This window comes from Mycobacterium interjectum, assembly GCF_900078675.2.
Classification (GTDB): domain Bacteria; phylum Actinomycetota; class Actinomycetes; order Mycobacteriales; family Mycobacteriaceae; genus Mycobacterium; species Mycobacterium interjectum.
Window position 1 is genome coordinate 4,846,973 of record NZ_LT546237.1, and the last position, 21,123, is coordinate 4,868,095.

Sequence of the window (21,123 nt, forward strand, 5' to 3'; positions counted from 1 at the left end):
GGGCCGGCAGGTGGCCGCGACGCTCGAACGCGCCACCGCCGACGCGGCCGCCGCGACCGGATGCGAGATCGTCCGCGCCGCCGACGCCAGCCGCCAGCACCACGCGTGGTCGGCCGAGCCGTGGACCACGACGCCCGCGCGATACGGTGTGCCGCTACCGGGCCGGCCGGCCCCGCTGCACCCGAACAGCGCCGGGATGCGCGCGGTCGCGGATTTGGTTGCGGCGCAACTGTAGAGGGTCAGCCGTTGGCACGCCACCACTGGTAGAGCGCGTTGACGTCACCGTTGCGCCCGATGATTTGGCCCACCAGGTTTTTGCTGTCGGTGGTCCAGGTGACCGCCGCGAGGTTCTGGTTGGTTTGGCACGCCAGCTTCCCCCCGGTCTGCCCGTTTTGCGACCACGACCCGGGTGATTGAGTGATGTCGCTCCCGCAAGCGGTCATGGTTCCGTCTTTGACGGCGTTGGCGAACGTGGCGGCCGCATCGGCGCCGCTGGCGAACAGGCCGTATTGGGCGGCGGCCGGTCCGCTGGAGTCGGGGCTCTCCCCGCATTGGAGCTCGGCGATTTCACCCTTTTCGGTCAGGGGTTGCGATTTGCAATTGTTGAGGCCGTAGCCCTTGGACAGCGATCCGGCCAGGGTGTTGACGTCCGACGCGCTGCCGGTGTTCGGGTCCGCGGCCGACGTGGCGGCACCGGCGAGCGCGAAGCCGCCGACCAGCACTGCGGCCGCCGACGCCCCGCGCAGCGCGGTGGTGAGGCGAGACATCATCTGACTCCTTAACCGTTGGTGCGCCACCACTGGTAGAGCGCGTTGACATCGGTGTTGGACGCCCGGATGTGGCTCAACACGTTCTTGGCGTCGGTGGTCCAGGTGATGACCGCGGCATTCTTGTAGGTTCCGCACGCCACCTGCCCCGCCGTCGCGCCCGCGCTGCCCTGGTGCCAGGTGCCCGGCGATTGACCGTTGTCACCGCACGCGCTCAGCGACACGCCATTGATGCCGGAGGTGAAGGCGGCCGCGAGGTCGCTGCCGTTGCTGAAGAGCTGGTAGACGCCGGCGGCCGGCCCGCTGGAATCGGGGTTTTGCCCGCAGTCGAGCTCGGCCAGAACGGGACCCGACAGCTGCGCCGGCTGGCAATTGTTGAGGCCGTAGCCCTTGGACAGCGAACCGGCCAGGGTGTTGATGTCTGCCGAGCTACCGGTGCCGGGGTCCGCGGTCGCCGTGACCGCCCCGACGAGGGCGGAACCGCCCATGAGCGCCAAAGCCGTCGCGGCTCGCAACGCGGTGGTGAGAGGGGACATTCTGAACTCCTTCATTGTGGGGAAATTCAAGGAACTCGAGCATCTTTCGGGCCGAGCTGCCGAAACAGATTGCGGCCCAATGGGTTAATGTCAGCCGTTCGCGCGCCACCACTGGTAGAGCGCCGCGACGTCGGAGTTGGCTCCGCGGATGAGGCTCAGCACGTTTTTGGAATCCGTGGTCCAGATGACCTCGGCGGCATTCTGGTAGGTGCCGCAGGCCACCGATCCCGAGTTGGCATTGTTACCGCCCTGGTGCCAGGTCGTCGGCGATGGGCCGCTGTCCCCGCATGCGGTCAATACGTCGTCCTTGATGCTGGTCTTGAACGAGCCGGCCAGGCTGTCGGCGTTGTTCAGCAGCAGGTACCTCGCCTGGATCGGGCCGCTGGGGTCGGGGTTTTGCCCGCAGGTGAGCACCGCCAGTTCGCCGGCGCCGATGTTTCCGGCCGTGCAGTTGTTCAGGCCGTAGCCCTTGGACAGCGAGGCGGCCAGCGTGTTGACGTCCGCCGAGTTACCGGTGTTGGGGGGGTCCGCTGCCGCCACGGCGGCACCGGCCAACGCAAAACCGCCCGCGAGCGCCGCGGCCGCCGTCGCGGCTCGCAGCGCCTTGCCGAGATGAGGCATCCTTGACTCCTAACGGTTGCGTCGTTCACCGGAAAACAATGCTTCCGCTAAGGGGATCGTAGGGCTATGTCCTGTCTATGCAACACATTCCGCTGGAAATTGTCTGTTTGGGCATCTTTTTCCCCGCGGTCGGCCGGCACTGCCCCGACGGCAAAGCGGTTCACGGCCAGCGCATTTCGTGCACGTCCGTTACATTTGCGCCGCTCGGGTGGTGTACGCAAACAGCGAATTTCGTCGAGATGGTGCCGTCGCCCGCGCCGCTCGGGTATGGTAAGCACCGCCTCACGCCAGTTAACTCCTCGCGACTGGAGAATCGATGACACAGCCACCACCGCCACCGGGATACCCGCCGCAGCAGCCCGTTGGGCAAGCTCCGAATAACTACTTGGTGTGGGCCATTTTGGCGACGATATTCTGCTTTCCCATCACCGGGATCGTCGCGATCGTGAAAGCCGCCCAGGTCAATGGAATGTGGGCGCAGGGTTTGCACGCGGAGGCGCAGGCGGCCGCCGCCAGCGCACGCAAATGGGTCATCTGGTCGGTCATCATCTGGGTGGTCTGGGTTGTCGTCGCCATCATCTACACGGTGGCGGTCGGTATGAACGCGGGCAACACCAGCGCGGCCATGATTTCTGCGATGTTCTAAGCGCGGACGCTCGTGGTAACGCGCCAACGGCCGCTGCGGTTCGCCCTCGGCGCGCCGCTCCTGGTGGCCGCTTCCACGACATTGGTGTGCGCTGCCACCTGGGTGGGCGATCCCACCACGCCGGGCGGACCGCTGCCGGTCTGTCCCACCAAGGCCCTGCTGGGCATCGACTGCCCGGGATGCGGCAGCGCGCGGATGTTGTATTCGCTGATGCACGGCAACGTAGCGGCGGCGGCCCGGTTCAACGCGCTGGGCTTGGTGGCGCTGGCGCTGCTGGTGTGGGCGTATGGGTCATGGACCTACGGCCGGGCGACGGGGCGGCGGGTCAAGGGCTGGCAGCACCAGCGCTGGGCCGCGATGGTGACGCTGCTGCTGGTGGCGGTTTGGTTTGTGGTCCGCAACATTCCTTTTGCGCCATTCACCGCGCTGTATGTCTAACCTTGGGCGGGATGGCAAAAAATTCGCGGACGATCCCGGCGGTGCTCGGCGGGCTCGCCCTGACCGCAGCCCTGGCAGGTTGCTCTCATCGCTGCACCAACTCGGAGCAGACTAACGGCAACCCGGCCGCGGCCCAGTTCGCCACCGCCCTGCACGACAAGGTCACGGCCGGCGCGATGATGGCGCACCTGTCGAAACTCCAGGACATCGCCAACGCCAACAACGGCACCCGTGCCGTGGGCACCCCCGGCTACGAAGCCAGCGTCGATTATGTGGTTAACACGTTGCGCAACAGCGGTTTCGACGTGCAGACGCCCGAGTTCTCGGCCCGGGTGTTCCACGGCGACAAGCCGGCGGTGACGGTCGGCGGCGCGGCCGTCGAGGCGCGCCCGTTGGAGTTCAGCCTCGGCACCCCGCCCGATGGGGTGAGCGGTCCGCTGGTGCCGGTGCCGCTGGGCGACGGCCCTGGCTGTAAGCCCTCCGACTTCGATGGGCTGCGGGTGCAGGGCGCGGTGGTGCTGGTGGACCGCGGCACCTGCCCGTTTGCCCAGAAGGAGAACGCAGCGGCGCAGCGCGGTGCCGTCGCGCTGCTCGTCGCCGACAACGTCGACGAGCAACAGATGGGTGGCACCCTTGGGGGCGACACCGAGGTGAAGATCCCGGTGCTGAGCGTCACCAAGTCCGTCGGGGTACAGCTGCGCGCGCAGCCGGGGCAGACCATGATCAAGCTCAACGCGAGCGTGCAAACCTTCAAGGCCCGCAACGTGATCGCGCAGACCAAGACCGGGTCGGCCACCGACGTGGTGATGGCGGGCGCGCACCTGGACAGCGTGCCCGAGGGCCCCGGCATCAACGACAACGGGTCCGGTGTTGCTGCCGTCCTGGAAAGCGCGGTACAGCTGGGGAATTCGCCGCAGGTGCACAACGCGGTGCGATTCGGCTTCTGGGGCGCCGAGGAGCTCGGACTGATCGGCTCGCGCAACTACGTGGAGTCGCTGAACCTCGACGCGCTCAAAAGCATTGCGCTGTATCTGAACTTCGACATGCTCGCATCGCCCAACCCCGGCTATTTCACCTATGACGGGGACCAGTCGCTGCCGATGGACGCGCGCGGCCAGCCGGTGGTGCCGGAGGGCTCGGCCGGCATCGAGCGCACCCTGGTCGCCTACCTGAAGTCTGCCGGTAAGACCGCGCAGGACACCTCCTTCGACGGCCGTTCGGACTACGACGGATTCACGCTGGCCGGCATCCCGGCGGGCGGGCTGTTCTCGGGTGCGGAGGTGAAGAAGTCCGCCGAGCAGGCCAAGCTGTGGGGCGGGGCCGCCGACCAGCCGTTCGACCCCAATTATCACCAGAAAACCGACACCCTCGATCACATCGACCGCACCGCGCTGGGCATCAACGGGGCCGGTGTGGCCTACGCGGTGGCCCTCTACGCGCAGGACCTCGGCGGCCGCAACGGGGTTCCGGTGCCGGCGGATCGCACGCGCCACGTGCTCGCCAAGTCATGATGCGCCCGCTGGCCGCGGCGCTGATCGCGATCGGGTTGGTGGCGGGATGCGCTTCGCCGCGCCCCGCACCGCCGGCTGCGGCGCCGGACCTCGCTCGGGGACTGGCCCAGAAGGTCACCGCGGACCGGCTGGTCACCCACCTGCGGGCGCTGCAGAACGTGGCCAACGCCAACCGCGGAAACCGCGCGGACGGGACGCCGGGTTATGACGCCAGCGTCGAATATGTGGCGAAGACGTTGCGGGACAGGGGTTTCAACGTATCGACGCCGCAGTTCGACCGGCTCTACAACGTTTCGCCCGGTAAACCCGCGCTCACGGTGGCCGGCCGCACCTATCAGGTTGACCAGGCGTCGCTGCTGGTCCGAACGCCGCCCGGCGGACTCACCGGGCCGCCGGTCCACCCGGCGCGACCGGCGGGCTGCGCCGTCGGCGATTACCCGGCCGCGGTGCCCAAGGGGGCGATCGCCGTCGTCGACGACTCGGTCTGCTCGGTGGTCGACAAGCAGAACATCGCGCTGGCCAAGGGCGCGGCGGCGCTGGTCGTGCTCAGCGCGCCCAGCGGCCAGGGCGCTCCGCCCGGCCTGTTCGTGCCCGGTTATTTCAAGCGACTGACCGTGCCGGTCGCCGTCCTCGGTGCTTACGGCGCCACCGCGCTCGCGCGTGAGACCGCGCCGATACGCCTGGTGCTGGACGCCGAGAACATCAAGATCACTTCGCGAAACGTGTTGGCGCAGACTGAAACCGGCTCGCCGCACGAGGCGATCGTGGTCGGCGCGCATCTCGACGGCCCGCGCGATGGTCCGGGCATCAACGACAACGCGACCGGCGTGGCCGCCGTGCTTGAGACGGCGCTGCAGCTGGGCCCGTTGGCTCCGGTGAACAACGCGGTGCGGTTCGTGTTCTGGGGAGCCGACGAGGACGGGCTCAACGGCGTCACCGACTACGTGTTCGGCATGGATGGCGACCAACTCAACGACATCGCGATGTACCTGGACTTCACCGTGCTCGGATCACCGAACGCCGGCTTCTTCACCGACGACGGCGATCAGTCCGGTCCGCCCGCGCCCGGGATCGCCTTCGGCGATGTGCCCGACGGTTCCGCCGGCATCGAGCGCACGCTGGGCGGCTACCTGAACCTGGCGGGAAAGCGGCCCGCCGACATGCCGCTGGGCACCAGGACCGACTACCACCCCTTCATGATCGCGGGCGTGCCGATCGGCGGCATGACCACCGGCGCCTCGCAGCCGAAAACCACCGTGCAGGCGCGGCTGTGGGGCGGCCAGGCCGGCGCCCCGTTCGACCCCAACTTCCAGGGCCCGCGTGACACCGTCGACGCCGTCAACCGGGAAGCGTTGGCGATCATGGGTTCTGGCGTCGCGTTCGCGGTGGGCACCTACGCGGAGTCGATCGGCGGCGTCAACGGCGTGCCGCCGCACGACAAGCGGCACCGCACGCGGGTGCCTTAGCGGTTTTCCGCGGGCGGCGATCGGCCCTCGTGTCGGTGGGCATGCTTATGATCGAATGTATGTTCGATACGCGGCTGCACGAGTATTGGGAGCCTTCGCAGACCGAGCGGTCGCGGGCGCTGATGGAGCGGATGTGCGGTTCGGGGCGGGCTGAGGCCCGGGCGGCCGCCGACCGGTTGGTTGCGGTCGGGGAGCTTTTTGAGCTGCGCCGAGCCCAGCGCGGTGAAGAGGCCGATTGGGCGGTGGACACCTGGGCGGCGGTGGGCGCGGAGGTGGCCGCGGCGTTGCGGATCAGCCTGGCCAGGGCGGGCAGCTATTTGCGTTATGCGCTGGCCATGCGCGAGCGCCTGCCGCGGGTGGCCGCGGTGTTTCGGGCCGGGGATATCGATTACCGGATGTTTCAGACGTTGGTGTACCGCAGCGATTTGATCACCGACCCCAAGGTATTGGCGGGTGTGGATGCGCAATTGGCGGCCAATGCGGCGCGCTGGCCCTCGATGACCCAGGGCCGGCTGGCGGCCGTCGTCGACAGGATCGTGGCCCGCGCTGACGCCGATGCGGTGCGCCGGCGAAAGGAGGCCCAGGCCGACCGCGAGGTCTGGATCGATGATCGCGCCCAGTGTGGCCTGTCGGAGATTAGTGGCAGCGTGTTGTCCCCGGATGCCCATGCGCTGGATCAGCGGCTGAATGCGTTGGCGGCAACGGTGTGCGCCCACGATCCACGGAGTCATCAGCAGCGCCGCGCCGATGCCCTGGGCGCCCTGGCCGCCGGGGCCGATCGGCTGGGCTGTCGGTGCAGGCGCCCGGATTGCGCGGCCGGCGCACGACCGGCGGCCGGCCCGGTGCTGATCCATGTGATCGCGGAGCAAGCCACGCTGGAGGGCGCCGGCACCGCCCCGGGATCCGAGCTGGGCGCCGACGGGCTCATCCCGCCCGAACTGGTGGCCGAGCTGGCGGCCTCGGCCAAGCTGATGCCGCTGATCCACCTGGGCGACGCACCGCCGGAGAACCGCTATGTGCCCTCCAAGGCGCTGGCCGACTTCGTGCGCTGCCGCGATCTGACCTGCCGAGCCCCCGGTTGTGACCGCCCCGCGGTGCAGTGCGACGTGGACCATACGATTCCCTACGCCGACGGGGGCGCCACGCATGCGTCGAACTTGAAATGCCTTTGTCGACAACATCATTTGCTAAAAACGTTTTGGCAGTGGCGCGACGAACAGCTGCCCGACGGGACCCTGATTTGGCGGCTGCCCGACGGGCACACCTACGTCACCACGCCGGGCAGCGCGCTGTTGTTCCCCAGCTTGTGCGCGCCCCCCGGCGACGCCCCGAGGCTCGCGGCGCCAACTACCGATCGCTGCGGCGAGCGCACCGCGATGATGCCCCTGCGGCGCCGCACCCGCGCCCAAGACCGCGCCGCGCGCATCGCCACCGAACGCCACCACAACCACCAAATCCGTCTGGCCCGAAAACGTTTGCGCCGTGACTATTTCGCGCTGGCGCCACCCACCGACAGTGACGACGACCCCCCACCGTTCTGACGGCCGGTCCAGAATTCACCGAGAAGCCACGGCGTATAGCCTCCACTCACCGGGCACCCCCTTGAGTTCGTGCGCGCCGCGGTCCTCGAACTCGAGTCCGGACCCGATCACCAGGTCGCGCAGCGTACTCGACACGAGCACCTCCTCCGGTCCTGCGCGTGCGCTGACGCGCGCCCCGATGTGCACGCCGATCCCGCCGATGTCGTCGCCGCGGACCTCGCACTCACCGGTGTGCAACCCAGCCCGCACCTCGATGCCCAGCGACCGCACCGCGTCTCGGATCGCCCGCTGCGGGCCGTCGAACATCGCCAGGAAGCCGTCGCCCGACGTGTTGACCTCGCGACCCCGGAACCGCATCAGCGGTGAACAACACGGTGGCGAGCACCCGATCGTCGGCGACCTCAGCCCGGTGGCCGGTGAGGAACTCGGCGATCTCCTGGAATGACTGGCGCCACGGTTCGACGGAGTGGAAAACGTTGCGTCCCGGCAGCTCGACATAGGTCGCGTCCGGGATTCGATCGGCGATGTCGCTGCCCCACTTCGGCGGGATCATGACGTCGTCGGTGTGATGGAGGACGAGAGCGGGGACGCGGACTGTCGGAAGCAATGCCCGCACGTCCATGTCGTCTAGCAGCGACCGCATGTGGGCAAAGGTCCCCGGGCTTGCCGCCAGGCGTTCGTGCCGTGCCCAGGTGGCCCGAATTTCCTCGTTCCACGGCATGTCCGGGTTGGCGAGATGGGCAATCTCCCCGGTGCTCAGGTGGCGACCGCGGCGGCGGGGAGCTCCTCGGGTGTGGACCCCTCGGTGCGTTCAAAAAGCGGGTCCGCGTAGCCCTCCAGCACGATCAGCGCGGCTGTGCGGGCGGGGTATGTGGCTGCGAACAGCGCCGATTGCGGGAATGCGCCGTCGACGGCGACGAGGACGGCTTCACCGATTCCGAGTTCGTCCAGCTCCGCGGTGATGCTGTCGGCCCGTAGCTCCAAGGTCGGCGTTGCGGGATCGGACGCCCCGGTGCCCGGCTGGTCGAAGTAGACGAATCGACCCAGCGATGTCATCGCCTCTAACCACCCTTGGATAGACGGCAGTTCGGGGACGACCTCACAGTTTGTGAAGGGGGGACAGACGACACGATGTCACGAGGGCCTTCACGCGACGCGCGGTAGGCGACGCGCAAGTCCCCGTTCATCGCATAGCGTGTCTCCGAGAACATTGCGGAAGTGTAAGCCGATCAGCCGCCGACCACACGCCTTCCAAAGGGGTGATGATAGGGCGCCCGGGCACCGGCAATTCGCGTACCGAATACCCTCCCGCCCGTTGACGTTTCGCAACGGGTAACCCAAATTGCATTTCGGCTGTCAGAGTTTGTTGGGGGATTTAGAATGAGGTCCCTTTGATGCTGCCCTGCAGCCCGGTCGGGATGAGGTCATTGATGGACAAGCGCGGGCCGCGTCGACGTCTCAAGGCGGCAATCGCCGGCGCCGGGGCGGTACTTGTGGTGGCCGGGTGCACCACCTTCGTCGACGGACGCGCTCTGTCGATGCTCAACGACCCGTTCCGGGTGGGCGGCCTGCCGGCGACCAACGGGCCCAGCGGAATCCGGTCCAACGCACCGAGTCCCACCGGCAAGGTGCTCAACACCGACAACGGGCCGATCGACAAGCTGTCGTTGCTCTCGATCAACGACATCGAGGAGTACTGGAAGTCGGTATACAGCCAATCGCTGAAAGGGACTTTCGTTCCGGTCGAGAAGTTGGTGTCCTACGACTCCGAGAATCCGGGCAGCCCCATCGTTTGTCATAACGACACCTATAAGCTCGTCAACGCCTTCTTCACCGCCCGCTGCAACTTGATCGCCTGGGATCGCACGGTATTCATGGCCGTCGCGCAGCGCTATTTCGGCGACATGTCCGTCAACGGGGTATTGGCGCACGAATTCGGGCACGCCCTACAGCAGATGGCCGAACTCGTGACCAGAAAAGACCCGACCATCGTTCGCGAGCAGCAGGCCGATTGCTTCGCCGGGGTCTACCTGTACTGGGTGGCCGACGGCAAATCGCCCCGCTTCACGCTGAGCACCGCCGACGGGCTCGACCACGTGCTGGCCGGCATCATCACCACCCGCGACCCGGTCATGGACGCCGACACCCAGAACGACGACGAGCACGGGTCGGCCCTGGACCGGATCAGCGCGTTCCAGATGGGCTTCATCGACGGCGCCTCGGCGTGCGCGGGCATCAACAAGCAGGAGATCGAGCAGCGCCGCGGCGACCTGCCGACCGCCCTGCGGCTCGACACCAGCGGGGACCCGGAGACCGGAGAGGTTCCCATCAACGAAGACACGCTGTCGACGCTCATGGAGCTGCTGGGCAAGATCTTCTCCCCGAACAATCCGCCGACGCTGTCCTACAAACCCGCCGACTGCCCGGATGCCAAGCCCAGCCCGCCGGCGTCCTACTGTCCGGCCACCAACACCATCGTGGTCGACCTCCCGGGACTCGCGAAGGCGGGTCGGGTGGCCGCCGAGAGTGAACGCACGCTGCCGCAAGGCGACGACACCGCCCTGTCGATGGTGATGTCGAGGTACGCGCTGGCCGTGCAACACGACCGCGGGCTGGCCATGCAGAGCCCCTGGACCGCACTGCGCACCGCCTGCCTGACCGGCGTCGTGCACCGCAAGATGGCCGAACCGATCGAGCTACCCTCCCAGAAGCAGCTGGTGCTGACCGCAGGCGACCTCGACGAGGCGGTCTCCGGCCTGCTCACCAACCACCTGGTCGCCAGCGACGCCGACGGCATCAGCGTGCCGGCCGGCTTCACCCGCATCGCCGCCTTCCGCGGCGGCGTGACAGGCAACATGGACGCCTGCTATTCGCGCTACCCCGGATAGCTCAGGCGATTTCGGCAATCCTGGGAACCACCTCGTCGCCGAGGCGGCGGATGAAACCGACGGGGTCGGGATTTCCGGGGAAGGGGCCGAGGTTGATCAACTCGACGCCCAACTCGGCGCAGCGTTGCACCGTCTTCAGGAAACCCGCGGTGTCCGCGAAGGGGTCGACGAAAAGGCCGACTGTCTTGCGGATTTCGCGCGGATCCCTGCCCACGGCATCGCAGTGCCGGTCGAGGACCTCGATCTTGTGCGCGAGTACGTCGACATCGCCCGTCGTGCTGTTCCAGACGTCGGCGTACTGCGCGACCAGTCGCAGCGTCTTTTTCTCGCCGTCACCGCCAATCAGGATCGGCGGCCGCCGAATCGGTTGCGGCACACAGATCGTCTCGGCCAGCTGGTAGTGCTTGCCGTGGTGCGGCCCGTCGTCGTCGCTCCACATCTGCCGGCAGATCTGCAGCGTCTCCTCCAGCATCTCGAACCGCTCGCGCAGCGGCGGATACGGAATCCCGAGCGCGACGTGCTCGCGCTCGTACCACGCCGCCCCCAGCCCAAGCATCGACCGGCCCTGCGACAACACGTCCAGCGTCGCGACCGTCTTGGCCAGCACGCCGGGATGGCGATAGGTGACCCCGGTGACCAGCAGGGTCAGGTCGATGGTGGCGGTCTGTCCGGCCAAAAAGCCCAACGACGTATAGCCCTCCAGGAACGGATCCTGTGCTCGCCCGACGTTTTCCATCTGGAAGAAGTGGTCGGCCAGGGTGAACAGCGTGGCGCCGCCCTGCTCGGCGGCCTTGGCCGCGTCGGCCAGCGTCGGGCCTAGCCTCGCCGGATCCCCCGGCAGAAAATCGATGAAGTGCACACCCAATTCCATTGCAGTGATTCCCCTCTCATGACTCGGTCAGACGCTCGAGCAGTGAGAGCGCATCGAGGATGGTGCGGCGTTCCCGCTCGGAATACCGTTCCTGGATGGCGCGTGCCAGCCACTCCTCGCGCACCTGACGATCGCTCTCGGCGCGCCGCTGACCCGCCGCCGTCAACGAAACCACTTGGCGGCGGCCGTCTTCGGGGTCGGGAGTGCGCGCGATGAGCCCGCGTTGCTCGAGCGCGGCCACGATGGTGGCCATCGACTGCGGACGCACCCGTTCGGCACCGGCCAGCGCGCTGGCCGACGACGCTCCCTCTTTCCAGAGGCGGGTGAGCGCCGCGGTCTGGGACGGCGTCAGGTCGTCGTCGACCCCGAGACTCCGCAACCGGCGTCGCAACCGGCTGAACAACACCCGCAGGTCGCGGGCGGCCATCACGGCGGAGTCACCGATGCCGTCCATGAGCCCAGCCTAGATTAGACAGTTAAAACTGTCCAGTTGTGGCTGTCTATCAGGTCATGCAGACGTTGGCGAAGAGCAGCACCGGCCACGACACGATCGACCCGAGGAAGGAGACCGCCAGGTCGACGCCGTGCATCTGGTGCAGATGCTCGGTGTGGGTCGTCGACCAGATGGTGCCCACCAGCAGGTAGGGGGTGCCGAGGATGATCCCGATAGCCATCAGCTGGGCGACGCTGAGTCGGTACTCGAGCACTCGGCGAAGATCTTCCAACATGTGCGATCCCTTCAGGCAAGCAGCCGCAGCGCGGCGTCGACCGCGAGCGCGGGCACGTCGAGGGTCTTCGAGCGCAGATCGTGGCGCGCGCCGGTGATCTCGACGACCTCGGTCGGCGCGGCGACCAGCGCCGCGGCGTCGCGCAGCTCGGCCGGCGTGCCGAACGGATCCGACGTTCCGTGGGTGAACACGGTGGGCACTCGGATGTCGGGCAGGTGCTCGGTGCGCGGCCGCTCGGGCTTGCCCGGCGGGTGGACCGGGTAGGAGAACAGGGTCAACAGGTCCACCCCGATCTCCCCGGCCGCGACCACCATGGAGGTCTGCCGGCCGCCGTAGGAATGCCCGCCCGCGATCAGCGGGCCGCCGGACAGGCCGCGGCACACCGTGATCGCCTCGACGATGCCCGCGCGGTCGGTGGCCGCCGAACCGGACGGCGGACCCTTGGGCCGGCGCCGCCGGTACGGCAGGTTGTACCGCACGGCGAGCCAGCCGCGGCGCGCCCATTCGTCGCAAACCTGTTGCAGCAGCGGGGAATCCCGATCGCCGCCGGCGCCGTGGGTCAGCACGACGACGCCCGAAGCCATGCCCTTTGGCTCGTGCGCGACACCCGCGATGGCCTCGAGGTTCATGACAACCGAAACAGGGGGGAGACGGGGCCGTGCCCGTGGCCCAAAGGATATGCGGCGCGCAGGCATTCGGTGACCCAGCGCTTTCCGAAGCCGACCGCGTCCGGCATCGTGAAGCCGTGCGCCAGCGCGCAGGCGACCGCGCTCGCGAGCGTGTCGCCGCCGCCGTGGTCGTTGCCGGTGGGCAGACGTTCCGAGTCGAACTCGTGGAAGTCGGCGCCGTCATAGAGCAGGTCACAGCTGCGCTGCGAGGACCGCAGGTGTCCGCCCTTGACCAATACCCATCGCGGGCCCAGCGCGTGCAGCGCCTTGGCCGCCGCGCGCTGCGAGGCCGGGTCGACGACGTCGATATCGACCAGCAGCCGCACCTCGTCCAGGTTCGGTGTCACCAGCGCGGCCAACGGAAACAGTTGGTCGCGAAGCGAATCCAGCGCCGAGGGCGCCAGCAGGGCATCGCCGTGCATGGACGCGCAGACCGGGTCGACCACCAGCGGGACCGTCAAGCCCGTCAGACCCAGCCGGCGCCACGTGGCGGCCACCGCCGCGATGATGTCCGACGACGCCAGCATCCCGGTCTTGGCGGCGTGGATGCCGATGTCGGCGACCACGGCGTCGATCTGGGCGGCGACCACCTCGCCGGGCACCTCATGAAAGCCCTGGACGCCCAACGTGTTCTGAATGGTGACCGCCGTGACCGCGACACAGGCGTGCACGCCGAGCAGCGCCATGGTGCGCATGTCGGCCTGGATGCCCGCGCCGCCCCCCGAGTCCGATCCGGCGATGGTCAGCACGCGCACCGGCGTCGTGCCCGGTGGCGGCAGCGGCAGAGTTTTCACTGTGTGATAGGCAGATACACCCGATTGCCGTGCTCGGCGAACTCGCGCGACTTCTCGGCCATGCCCTCGCTCATCATGGCCTCGATGTCCTCCTCGGTCTCGAGCCCGTGCTTGGCGGCATAGTCGCGCACATCCTGCGTGATTCGCATCGAGCAGAACTTCGGCCCGCACATCGAGCAGAAGTGTGCCGTCTTGGCCGGTTCGGCCGGCAGGGTCTCGTCGTGGAATTCCCGTGCGGTGTCGGGGTCCAACGACAACGCAAACTGGTCGTTCCAGCGGAACTCGAAGCGGGCCGTGGACAGCGCGTCGTCGCGCTCCTGGGCGCGCGGATGCCCCTTGGCCAGGTCGGCCGAGTGCGCGGCGATCTTGTAGGCGATCACCCCGTCCTTGACGTCCTTGCGGTCCGGCAGCCCGAGGTGCTCCTTCGGGGTCACGTAGCACAGCATCGCGGTGCCGGCCTGGGCGATGATCGCCGCGCCGATCGCCGAGGTGATGTGGTCGTAGGCCGGCGCGATGTCGGTGGCCAGCGGGCCCAGCGTGTAGAACGGGGCCTCCTCGCACAGCTCCTCTTCCAGCCGCACGTTCTCGACGATCTTGTGCATCGGGATGTGCCCCGGGCCCTCGATCATCACCTGCGCGCCATGGGCTTTCGCGATCTTGGTCAGCTCGCCCAGGGTGCGCAGCTCGGAGAACTGCGCGGCGTCGTTGGCGTCGGCGATCGAGCCGGGGCGCAGCCCGTCACCGAGCGAGAAGGTGACGTCGTAGCGCGCGAAGATGTCGCAGAGTTCCTCGAAGTTGGTGTACAGGAACGACTCCCGGTGGTGCGCCAGGCACCAGGCCGCCATGATCGAGCCGCCGCGCGACACGATGCCGGTGACCCGCTTGGCGGTCAGCGGCACGTACCGCAGCAGCACGCCGGCGTGCACGGTCATGTAGTCCACGCCCTGCTCGCACTGCTCGATCACGGTGTCGCGGTAGATCTCCCACGTCAGTTCCGTCGGGTCGCCCTTCACCTTCTCCAGCGCCTGGTAGATCGGCACCGTGCCGACCGGCACCGGGGAGTTGCGCAGGATCCATTCGCGGGTTTCGTGGATGTTCTTGCCGGTGGACAGGTCCATGATGGTGTCGGCGCCCCAGCGCGTGGCCCACACCATCTTGTCGACCTCCTCGGCGATCGACGACGTCACCGCCGAGTTGCCGATGTTGGCATTGACCTTGACCGCGAACGCCTTGCCGATGATCATCGGCTCGCTCTCGGGATGGTTGTGGTTGGCCGGGATCACCGCCCGGCCGCGGGCGACCTCGTCGCGCACCAGCTCGGCGGGCAGCTCCTCGCGGGCGGCGATGTACGCCATCTCCGCGGTGATCTCGCCGGAGCGGGCGCGCTGCAGCTGGGTGCCGCGGTCGCGCACCACCCCGGGCCGCGGCGGCAGGCCGGCGGCCAGGTCGATCACCGCGTCGGGATCGGTGTAGGGCCCGGACGTGTCATAGAGGTCGAAGTGATCCCCGGTCGACAGGTGGACCCGCCGGAACGGGACGCGCGCGCCGGGCACCCCGTCCAGCTCGCGGTAGGCCTTGCTGCTGCCCGCGATGGGGCCGGTGGTGACGGACGGTTCGACGGTGACGGTCATGTGCTGTCATCTCCCTACGCCGGCATTACCCGGTCAGGTTCGTACGGTCGACGGCCCCAGCCGTCCTCTCAGCGCACTCGGCGTACGCTCCCGCGTCTTGTGGATGGTCCGCACGCGACGTTACCCCCTCAAGCGGTAGCCCGGGATACCCACCGGATGGCAGGATGCAAACGTGCAACCCGCGGGCAACCACACGCAGCCGACCAGCGCAATTGAGGCCGCCGCGCAGCATCTGAACGTCGGCGCCTTCCGGTTCTGGTTCGTCGGTCAACGCTGGGAATGGTCCGACGAGGTGGCCAGGATGCACGGCTACGAACCGGGGGCCGTCGTGCCGACGACGAAACTGCTGCTTTCGCACAAGCATCCCGATGACCGCGCGCACGTCCAGGAGTTGCTCGACTACGCGTTGCAGTCGGCGGAATCTTTTTCCAGCCGGCACCGGTTCCTCGACACCGCGGGCAACGTGCACGATGCGATCGTGGTGGCCGACCGGATGCTGGACGAGTCGGGCGTGGTGGTGGGAACCGCCGGCTATTACATCGACCTGACCGAGACCTTCGACGAGGCTCGCCAAGAGGTGCTCGACGCGGCCCTGCCCGACCTGTTCGAGAATCGCGCGGCCATCGAGCAGGCCAAGGGGGTGCTGATGTATGTCTACCGGGTCAGCGCCGAGCAGGCCTTCCGCGTGCTGCAGTGGCGTTCGCAGGAGACCAACGTGAAGCTGCGCTCGTTGGCGAAGCAAATGCTCGTCGAAGTGACGACACTGACGGCCCCGGCGCCGGCGGTGCAAAATCAGTTCGACCATTTGTTGCTGACGGTGCACGAAAGGATTCCCGACGAGCCCGCTGGGTAACCAGCGCTGTATGCGAACGCACGAAGTCGGGGAAAGGCATGGAAGTGTTGGCGGTCGGCCACGAGGCCAATGGGGATGCGGTCGTCGTGCGCGTCAAGGGTGATGTCGACTCCAGCAACGTCGGCGAGCTCGCCACTCACCTCGCCGCCGCGCTTCAGGCGGCCGCGACGCACCCGGAGCGGCTGGTGATCGTCGACCTGCAGTTGGTCAATTTCTTCGGAAGCGCGGCGTTGAACGCGGTGCTCGAGTGCCACGAGGAAGGGAACGCGGCCGGTACGTCGGTCCGTCTGGTAGCCGACCACGACCAAGTCCTCCGCCCGATCCAGGTGACCGAGCTGGACCGCATTCTCGACATCTCTCCGACGCTGGCCGATGCGTTGCAGCGCAACCGCCGGCAATGAACCCAGGACTGCCGGCTGATCTGGCGGCCGCGGTCGCCTTAGGCGGCGAGATGGGTCGCCGGTTCGCCGAGTTCGACTGGGCGAACCACCCCCTGGGAGCACCGGACGAATGGTCGGCCGAGGCGCGGGCGGCCGTGGCGGTCACCTTGACGTCGCGGTTTCCCATCGTGCTGTGGCTCGGGCCGGCGGATCTGTTCCTGATGTACAACGACGCCTACTCGCAGATCCTGGGCAACAAGCACCCGGCCGCCTTGGGCCGTCCGGCGGAGCAGGTGTGGTGGGAGATCTGGGGCCAGATTCACCCCATGCTCAACAGCGTCATCGACACCGGCATCGCGACCTGGTCCGACGACTTGATGTTGCCGCTGATGACCGGCGACCAGCTCGTGGAGCGGTACTTCACCTTCAGCTACAGCCCGCTGATCGGCAGCGGCGGAGACGTTTACGGAATCTTCTGCGCCGTGCGGGAAACCACCGACCGGGTGTTGAGCGAGCGTCGCCTCCACCTGCTCAATGCGGTGGCCAGCGCCGTCATGGAGACCCACGGCATCGACGACGCCGTGCAAGGCGCCGTTTCGGTGTGCGGCGCGCAGCCCTTGGACCTGCCGTTCATCGCCGTGTACCTGGACGGCACGCTGTGCGGAGCGACGCCCTCGATCCGGGAGCTGATGCCACGCTCGCTGGCGGAGCTGACGGGCCCGGGCGCGGCGCCGCGGTCGCGGACGACCGCACACCTCATCGACCGGCTGGAAGCCGTGATACCGGGCATCGCAAGCGTTCTCGGCGAGAACTCCCCGCGGGAGGCCCTGGTGTTGCCGTTGGGTGAGGGGGCCAACACCGGGGCGCTGGTGATCGGGGCAAGCCCGCGGCGCCCGCTCGATTCGATGTACCGCGGCTTCTGCCAGCTGCTCGCCGACCAGCTGTCCTCTGCGCTGGCGGCCGCTGTTTCCTACGAGCAGCAGCGGCAGCGAGCGGACGCGCTCGCGGAGCTGGATCGGGCCAAGACGGCGTTTCTCACCAACGTCAGTCACGAATTCCGCACGCCCCTGACGCTTTTGCTTGGGCCGCTCGATGACGCGCTGGCCGATGCGCCGCCCCAGAGCGCGCTGGCGGATCGGCTGAGCGTTGCGGGGCGCAATGCCCGCCGCCTGCTGCGACTGGTCGACTCGCTGCTCGATTTCTCCCGCATCGAAGCGGGCCGGGCCAACGCGAAGCTGGTGTGCACCGACGTCGGCGCCCTCACCGAGCACATCGCCTCGTCGTTCGGCGAGTTGTGCCAGCGGGCCGGATTGGAGCTGGTGCTGGACTGCGGTCCCGCGCTGGCCGACATCGATCCGGGCATGTGGGAAACGATCGTCCTCAACCTGCTTTCCAACGCCGTCAAATACACCCTGCGGGGCTCCATTTCGGTCGAGGTGCGTGCCGAAGCCGCGGACTGCCGGATCAGCATGCGCGACACGGGAGTCGGCATCGCGCCCGAGGACCTGGACCGGCTGTTCGAACGCTTCTACCGGGCCGAGAACATGCGCGGGCGCAGCGTGGAGGGCACCGGAATCGGGCTGTCACTGGTGCGCGGGCTCGTCGAGCTGCAACGCGGAACGGTGCAGATCGACAGCGAACTGGATCGCGGAACGACGGTCACGATCCGGCTGCCGCGGTCCAGCGCGGGCGCGGCGGTCGACCAATCCCCCGCCGCGATGCCGGACGAGAGCAATCCGTACGTGGCCGAGGCGGGTCAGTGGCTGACGTCGGCCGCGCGCCCGGCGGCCGACGGCGCCCGCCAATTGGTGCTGATCGCCGACGACAACGCCGACATGCGCGCGCACCTGGACCGCGTGCTGTCTGCCCACTGGGAAACCGTCCTGGTCGCCGACGGCGAGTCGGCCCTGGCCGTCACCAAAGAGCTGCGCCCGGACGCGATCGTGACGGACGTCATGATGCCGGGCCTCAGCGGCTTCGACCTGGTTGCGGCGATCCGCGCGGACCCGGCGCTGGCCGCCACGCCCGTCCTCATGCTGTCGGCCCGCGCCGGCGCGGACGCCATCGACGAAGGCTTCGCGGGCGGGGCCGACGACTACCTGCCGAAGCCGTTCCGCTCCCAGGAGCTCCTCGACCGGGTGGCGTCGCGGTTGTCGGCGGTCGCGCGCGAGCGCGACCGCCAGCGGCGCGAGGCGGAGCTCGACCTGGCGCACCTCGACGCCGCCCTGCAGGCCACCGACTCGGTGGCCGGCATTCTGGACGCGTTGATCGGCCACCCGTCGGGTTCGGGCGATCCCGCCGCGGTGACGATCGGGGTGCTCGACGGGGAACACCACGTCCGCTTCGAATACGCCGGCGACCTGCGGGTGGAGGTGCGCGACCGCTACCACGTGGCCGCGCTCGACTCGCCGTTGATCGGCGCCGACGTCATCAGCGGCGGCAAGCCGATGGTCGTCCCCGACACCTTCGACCTGCCCCCGCGCTACCAGCATGCCGTGCGCGACACCGCCGACAGCGTGCGCGCCTGCGTCGCGCATCCCTTGCGGGATAACACCGGCCGCGTCATCGGTGCGCTGCTGCTGCTGTGGCCCACGCCGCGCAATTTCGACCCCGCCGAGCTCGAAACGTTCGGCCGGATGGCCGAGCTGACCTCCTCGGCGCTGGACCGGGTCCGGGTGATGGCGCGAGAACACCGGATCGCCGTCGACTTCCAGGAGCACCTGCTCGACCTGGACCGCAGCTCGACCGCCGCGGTGGTGGCGGCGGTCTACCAGCCGGCCGGCGAAGCGATGCGGGTCGGCGGCGACTGGTACTCGGTCACCCCGCTCGGGCGCGCCGGCCTGATCGGGATCTCGGTCGGCGACGTCGTCGGGCACGGCCTGGCCGCCGCGATCGTGATGAGCAGGCTGCGCGCCGCGGTGGCCGCCTCGGCGCTCACCGCCGCCGAACCGCTCGCGGTGCTGGCCGCGCTGGATCGGTACGCGGCCAGCGTCACCGGCGCCCGCTGCGCGACCGTGGCCTATGCCCTCATCGATACCGGGGCCGGTACCGGGGGCGCCACCGTCAGCTACAGCTGCGCCGGGCATCCGTATCCGTTGCTCGTCCCTCCCGACGGCGATCCGGTCTTCCTCGAGTCGGGCCGCCGTCCCCCGGTCGCGGTCGAGGATGCCCACCCTGCCGGCGCCACCGCGACGGCCGAGTTGACGCCGGGAAGCATGATCCTGCTATACACCGACGGGCTCATCGAGCGGGCCGGCGAGGCGCTCGACGACGGCTTCGCCCGGCTGAAGGCCGCGGCCGCCGGATGCGCCGAGCTGCCGGTCGAATCGGTGTGTACCGAGTTGCTGGCGCGGATGACACCGCCGGCGGGCTATCGCGACGACGTTGTGGTGCTCGCGTTGCGCCCGAGCCACACGGCCGCGCGCAGCTTTGCGGCGGTGGTGCCGGCCGCGCCGGCCCAGATCCCCATCGCGCGCAGGCAGCTGCGGGGCTGGTTGGACAGCATCGCCGTCGAGCCGGGCCGCGAGGAGGACATCCTGCTGGCGACCGGGGAAGCGGTGACCAATGCGATCGAGCACGGCAGCCACAGCCAGCCGCGTAAAACCGTGTCCGTCGAGGCATTCGTGCGCGAGGACACCGTCGCGGTCACTGTCAGCGACACCGGGAGCTGGGTCGGCGATTCGTCGGCCAGCCTGCGCAACAGGCGGCGCGGCCGCGGGCTCACCCTGATCGGTGGGCTGGCCGACGGCGTCGACACCGTCCGGACCCCGGGAGGCACCCGGGTCACGCTGCGGTTCGAGCGCGCCGTCGCCGGCGCCTGAGCGACCCGTGGCGATCGCAAGCGCGGCCGGGCGTAGCGGGTCGCCACCATCGGCTCAGGCCTCTTCCATCGCCTCGCCAAGCTCCTCGAGGAGCCTGTTGTGGTGGTTGCTCGCCATGACGTGTCCGGCGGCGATGACCAGGGCGACGGGCCAGTCGATGAGTTCGAACGCGGCCAGCGCGGCCAGGCCGCCGTAATAGGCCAATTGCTCCGGGCGCGGAATCTCCACCTGCCCCACCACCGGCACGTTCACCACGAAGGTTTCCCCCTCGCGGATCTTCTGGACCGCGTCGCGCTGCGAGGTCCCCCTGCGCGTCTTCTTTTCGGCCATCATTTGCCTTCCAGTAACTAAAGGTTTGCCGCCCCGCCGGGTCGCGAGGCCAACGTCGGACCTATGTCGACGATGACCGACCTCGGGGGCGATCCGCTAGTTTCGTCGATTGCCTCGGTGCTGAAGGTGCCCCTCGTTGAACTCTATGCGCTGCTCTGGCGGGTCGGGGTCGTGGAGATTCGGCATTCCGATCGGACCGCTCACCGTTCGTCGCGGATGTCTCGGGTGGTTTCGGGCCCGGTTTGTCCGGACCCGGCAGTGCACGGCTCAGAATTCCTGTCGCGATGGTCGCCGCCGCCGCGGCTCCCAGGCCCTGAGCCCACCCGACAGGGCCGATCGGCGTACAGCCGAGCAGTTGGCTGACTCCCGGGGTGCTGATCAGGATCCCCACCAGGCCGAGTGAGCCGAAGGCGGTGAGCACCACCATCGGGGCCTGGGACTCCAGCAGCGTCTGACCCAGCTCGGCGGACACCAGCGCGACCAGCGCCACGGTGGATGCGCGTTGTGGCAGCCCGGTGACGCCCGCCATCGCCCATGCGGCCGTCGCCGCCGCGGCCGTGGTGACGCCGCGGATGGCGACGGCCTGCCACAGCGCGGGCTGGTCCGCGCCGCGCAGCCGCGGGTCGATCGGGC

20 protein-coding genes and 2 pseudogenes are annotated in these 21,123 nt (G+C 68.6%); 11 read left to right on the forward strand and 11 right to left on the reverse strand.

What is annotated here, in order from left to right:
• Positions 1 to 235, forward strand: a pseudogene (locus tag BN4348_RS58075) (SGNH/GDSL hydrolase family protein); the annotation flags it as partial.
• 4 nt (positions 236 to 239) lie between these two features.
• Here BN4348_RS58075 and BN4348_RS58080 read toward each other — a convergent pair.
• From BN4348_RS58080 to BN4348_RS58090, 3 genes are all read right to left on the reverse strand, one after another.
• On the reverse strand, positions 240 to 767 hold the full coding sequence (locus BN4348_RS58080; protein ID WP_066917638.1) for a serine/threonine protein kinase: 528 nt from the start codon (positions 765 to 767) through the stop codon (positions 240 to 242).
• 11 nt (positions 768 to 778) lie between these two features.
• On the reverse strand, positions 779 to 1,303 hold the full coding sequence (locus BN4348_RS58085; RefSeq protein ID WP_066917639.1) for a serine/threonine protein kinase: 525 nt from the start codon (positions 1,301 to 1,303) through the stop codon (positions 779 to 781).
• 90 nt (positions 1,304 to 1,393) lie between these two features.
• Entirely contained in the window at positions 1,394 to 1,924 is a 531-nt protein-coding gene (locus BN4348_RS58090) for a serine/threonine protein kinase (RefSeq protein WP_066917622.1), read from the reverse strand.
• A gap of 316 nt (positions 1,925 to 2,240) precedes the next feature.
• Between BN4348_RS58090 and BN4348_RS58095 the strand changes: the two genes are divergently transcribed.
• The 5 genes from BN4348_RS58095 to BN4348_RS58115 are packed head-to-tail and all read left to right on the forward strand — an operon-like array spanning position 2,241 to position 7,526.
• Positions 2,241 to 2,570: a CD225/dispanin family protein gene (locus tag BN4348_RS58095; RefSeq protein WP_066917623.1), complete on the forward strand. Its 330-nt coding sequence runs from the start codon at positions 2,241 to 2,243 to the stop codon at positions 2,568 to 2,570.
• Between the two features lie 12 nt (positions 2,571 to 2,582).
• The gene (locus tag BN4348_RS58100; RefSeq protein ID WP_066917624.1) at positions 2,583 to 3,008 is read left to right on the forward strand and encodes a DUF2752 domain-containing protein; all 426 of its coding nucleotides are present in this window, start codon (positions 2,583 to 2,585) and stop codon (positions 3,006 to 3,008) included.
• Positions 3,009 to 3,019: 11 nt separating this feature from the next.
• Positions 3,020 to 4,519 carry a M28 family metallopeptidase gene (locus BN4348_RS58105; protein ID WP_066917625.1) on the forward strand — a complete coding sequence of 500 codons (1,500 nt, stop codon included), beginning with the start codon at positions 3,020 to 3,022 and terminating at the stop codon, positions 4,517 to 4,519.
• The gene (locus BN4348_RS58110; protein WP_066917626.1) at positions 4,516 to 5,985 is read left to right on the forward strand and encodes a M28 family peptidase; all 1,470 of its coding nucleotides are present in this window, start codon (positions 4,516 to 4,518) and stop codon (positions 5,983 to 5,985) included. Before BN4348_RS58105 ends, BN4348_RS58110 begins: the two co-directional genes overlap by 4 nt.
• A gap of 59 nt (positions 5,986 to 6,044) precedes the next feature.
• The gene (locus tag BN4348_RS58115) at positions 6,045 to 7,526 is read left to right on the forward strand and encodes an HNH endonuclease signature motif containing protein (protein WP_235852840.1); all 1,482 of its coding nucleotides are present in this window, start codon (positions 6,045 to 6,047) and stop codon (positions 7,524 to 7,526) included.
• A gap of 15 nt (positions 7,527 to 7,541) precedes the next feature.
• On the opposite strand, the pseudogene BN4348_RS58120 reads toward BN4348_RS58115, so the two are convergent.
• Positions 7,542 to 8,737: pseudogene (locus tag BN4348_RS58120) on the reverse strand (adenylate/guanylate cyclase domain-containing protein).
• A gap of 219 nt (positions 8,738 to 8,956) precedes the next feature.
• On the opposite strand from BN4348_RS58120, the gene BN4348_RS58125 reads away from it, so the two are divergent.
• The gene (locus BN4348_RS58125) at positions 8,957 to 10,414 is read left to right on the forward strand and encodes a neutral zinc metallopeptidase (RefSeq protein WP_066917627.1); all 1,458 of its coding nucleotides are present in this window, start codon (positions 8,957 to 8,959) and stop codon (positions 10,412 to 10,414) included.
• 1 nt (position 10,415) lies between these two features.
• Here BN4348_RS58125 and BN4348_RS58130 read toward each other — a convergent pair whose 3' ends face one another.
• Genes BN4348_RS58130 through thiC form a run of 6 tightly spaced genes read right to left on the reverse strand, consistent with a single transcriptional unit; the run spans position 10,416 to position 15,106 of the window.
• On the reverse strand, positions 10,416 to 11,285 hold the full coding sequence (locus BN4348_RS58130) for an LLM class F420-dependent oxidoreductase (protein WP_066917628.1): 870 nt from the start codon (positions 11,283 to 11,285) through the stop codon (positions 10,416 to 10,418).
• Between the two features lie 16 nt (positions 11,286 to 11,301).
• Entirely contained in the window at positions 11,302 to 11,739 is a 438-nt protein-coding gene (locus BN4348_RS58135; RefSeq protein ID WP_066917629.1) for a MarR family winged helix-turn-helix transcriptional regulator, read from the reverse strand.
• A 49-nt stretch (positions 11,740 to 11,788) separates the two neighbouring features.
• Positions 11,789 to 12,013, reverse strand: coding sequence for a hypothetical protein (locus BN4348_RS58140; RefSeq protein ID WP_066917630.1), 225 nt, complete (start codon positions 12,011 to 12,013; stop codon positions 11,789 to 11,791).
• A gap of 11 nt (positions 12,014 to 12,024) precedes the next feature.
• Positions 12,025 to 12,642, reverse strand: coding sequence for an alpha/beta hydrolase family protein (locus BN4348_RS58145; RefSeq protein WP_066917631.1), 618 nt, complete (start codon positions 12,640 to 12,642; stop codon positions 12,025 to 12,027).
• Positions 12,639 to 13,475, reverse strand: a complete 837-nt coding sequence (gene thiD, locus BN4348_RS58150) for a bifunctional hydroxymethylpyrimidine kinase/phosphomethylpyrimidine kinase (RefSeq protein WP_066917632.1) — start codon at positions 13,473 to 13,475, stop codon at positions 12,639 to 12,641. Before thiD ends, BN4348_RS58145 begins: the two co-directional genes overlap by 4 nt.
• Positions 13,472 to 15,106 carry a phosphomethylpyrimidine synthase ThiC gene (thiC, locus tag BN4348_RS58155; RefSeq protein WP_066917633.1) on the reverse strand — a complete coding sequence of 545 codons (1,635 nt, stop codon included), beginning with the start codon at positions 15,104 to 15,106 and terminating at the stop codon, positions 13,472 to 13,474. Before thiC ends, thiD begins: the two co-directional genes overlap by 4 nt.
• Positions 15,107 to 15,278: 172 nt before the next feature.
• On the opposite strand from thiC, the gene BN4348_RS58160 reads away from it, so the two are divergent.
• The 3 genes from BN4348_RS58160 to BN4348_RS58170 are packed head-to-tail and all read left to right on the forward strand — an operon-like array spanning position 15,279 to position 20,160.
• Entirely contained in the window at positions 15,279 to 15,959 is a 681-nt protein-coding gene (locus BN4348_RS58160) for a PAS and ANTAR domain-containing protein (protein ID WP_066917634.1), read from the forward strand.
• A gap of 38 nt (positions 15,960 to 15,997) precedes the next feature.
• Positions 15,998 to 16,360: an STAS domain-containing protein gene (locus tag BN4348_RS58165; RefSeq protein WP_066917635.1), complete on the forward strand. Its 363-nt coding sequence runs from the start codon at positions 15,998 to 16,000 to the stop codon at positions 16,358 to 16,360.
• A 50-nt stretch (positions 16,361 to 16,410) separates the two neighbouring features.
• Complete coding sequence (locus tag BN4348_RS58170) at positions 16,411 to 20,160, forward strand: SpoIIE family protein phosphatase (RefSeq protein WP_235852841.1); 3,750 nt, start codon at positions 16,411 to 16,413, stop codon at positions 20,158 to 20,160.
• Between the two features lie 54 nt (positions 20,161 to 20,214).
• Here the strand turns inward: BN4348_RS58170 and BN4348_RS58175 are convergent, their stop codons facing one another.
• Positions 20,215 to 20,490 (reverse strand): hypothetical protein, encoded by a 276-nt coding sequence (locus tag BN4348_RS58175; RefSeq protein WP_096866340.1) that lies wholly within the window; start codon positions 20,488 to 20,490, stop codon positions 20,215 to 20,217.
• Positions 20,491 to 20,562: 72 nt separating this feature from the next.
• Between BN4348_RS58175 and BN4348_RS62295 the strand changes: the two genes are divergently transcribed.
• Positions 20,563 to 20,853 (forward strand): Rv1535 domain-containing protein, encoded by a 291-nt coding sequence (locus BN4348_RS62295; protein ID WP_096866341.1) that lies wholly within the window; start codon positions 20,563 to 20,565, stop codon positions 20,851 to 20,853.
• The last annotated feature ends 270 nt before the right edge of the window (positions 20,854 to 21,123 follow it).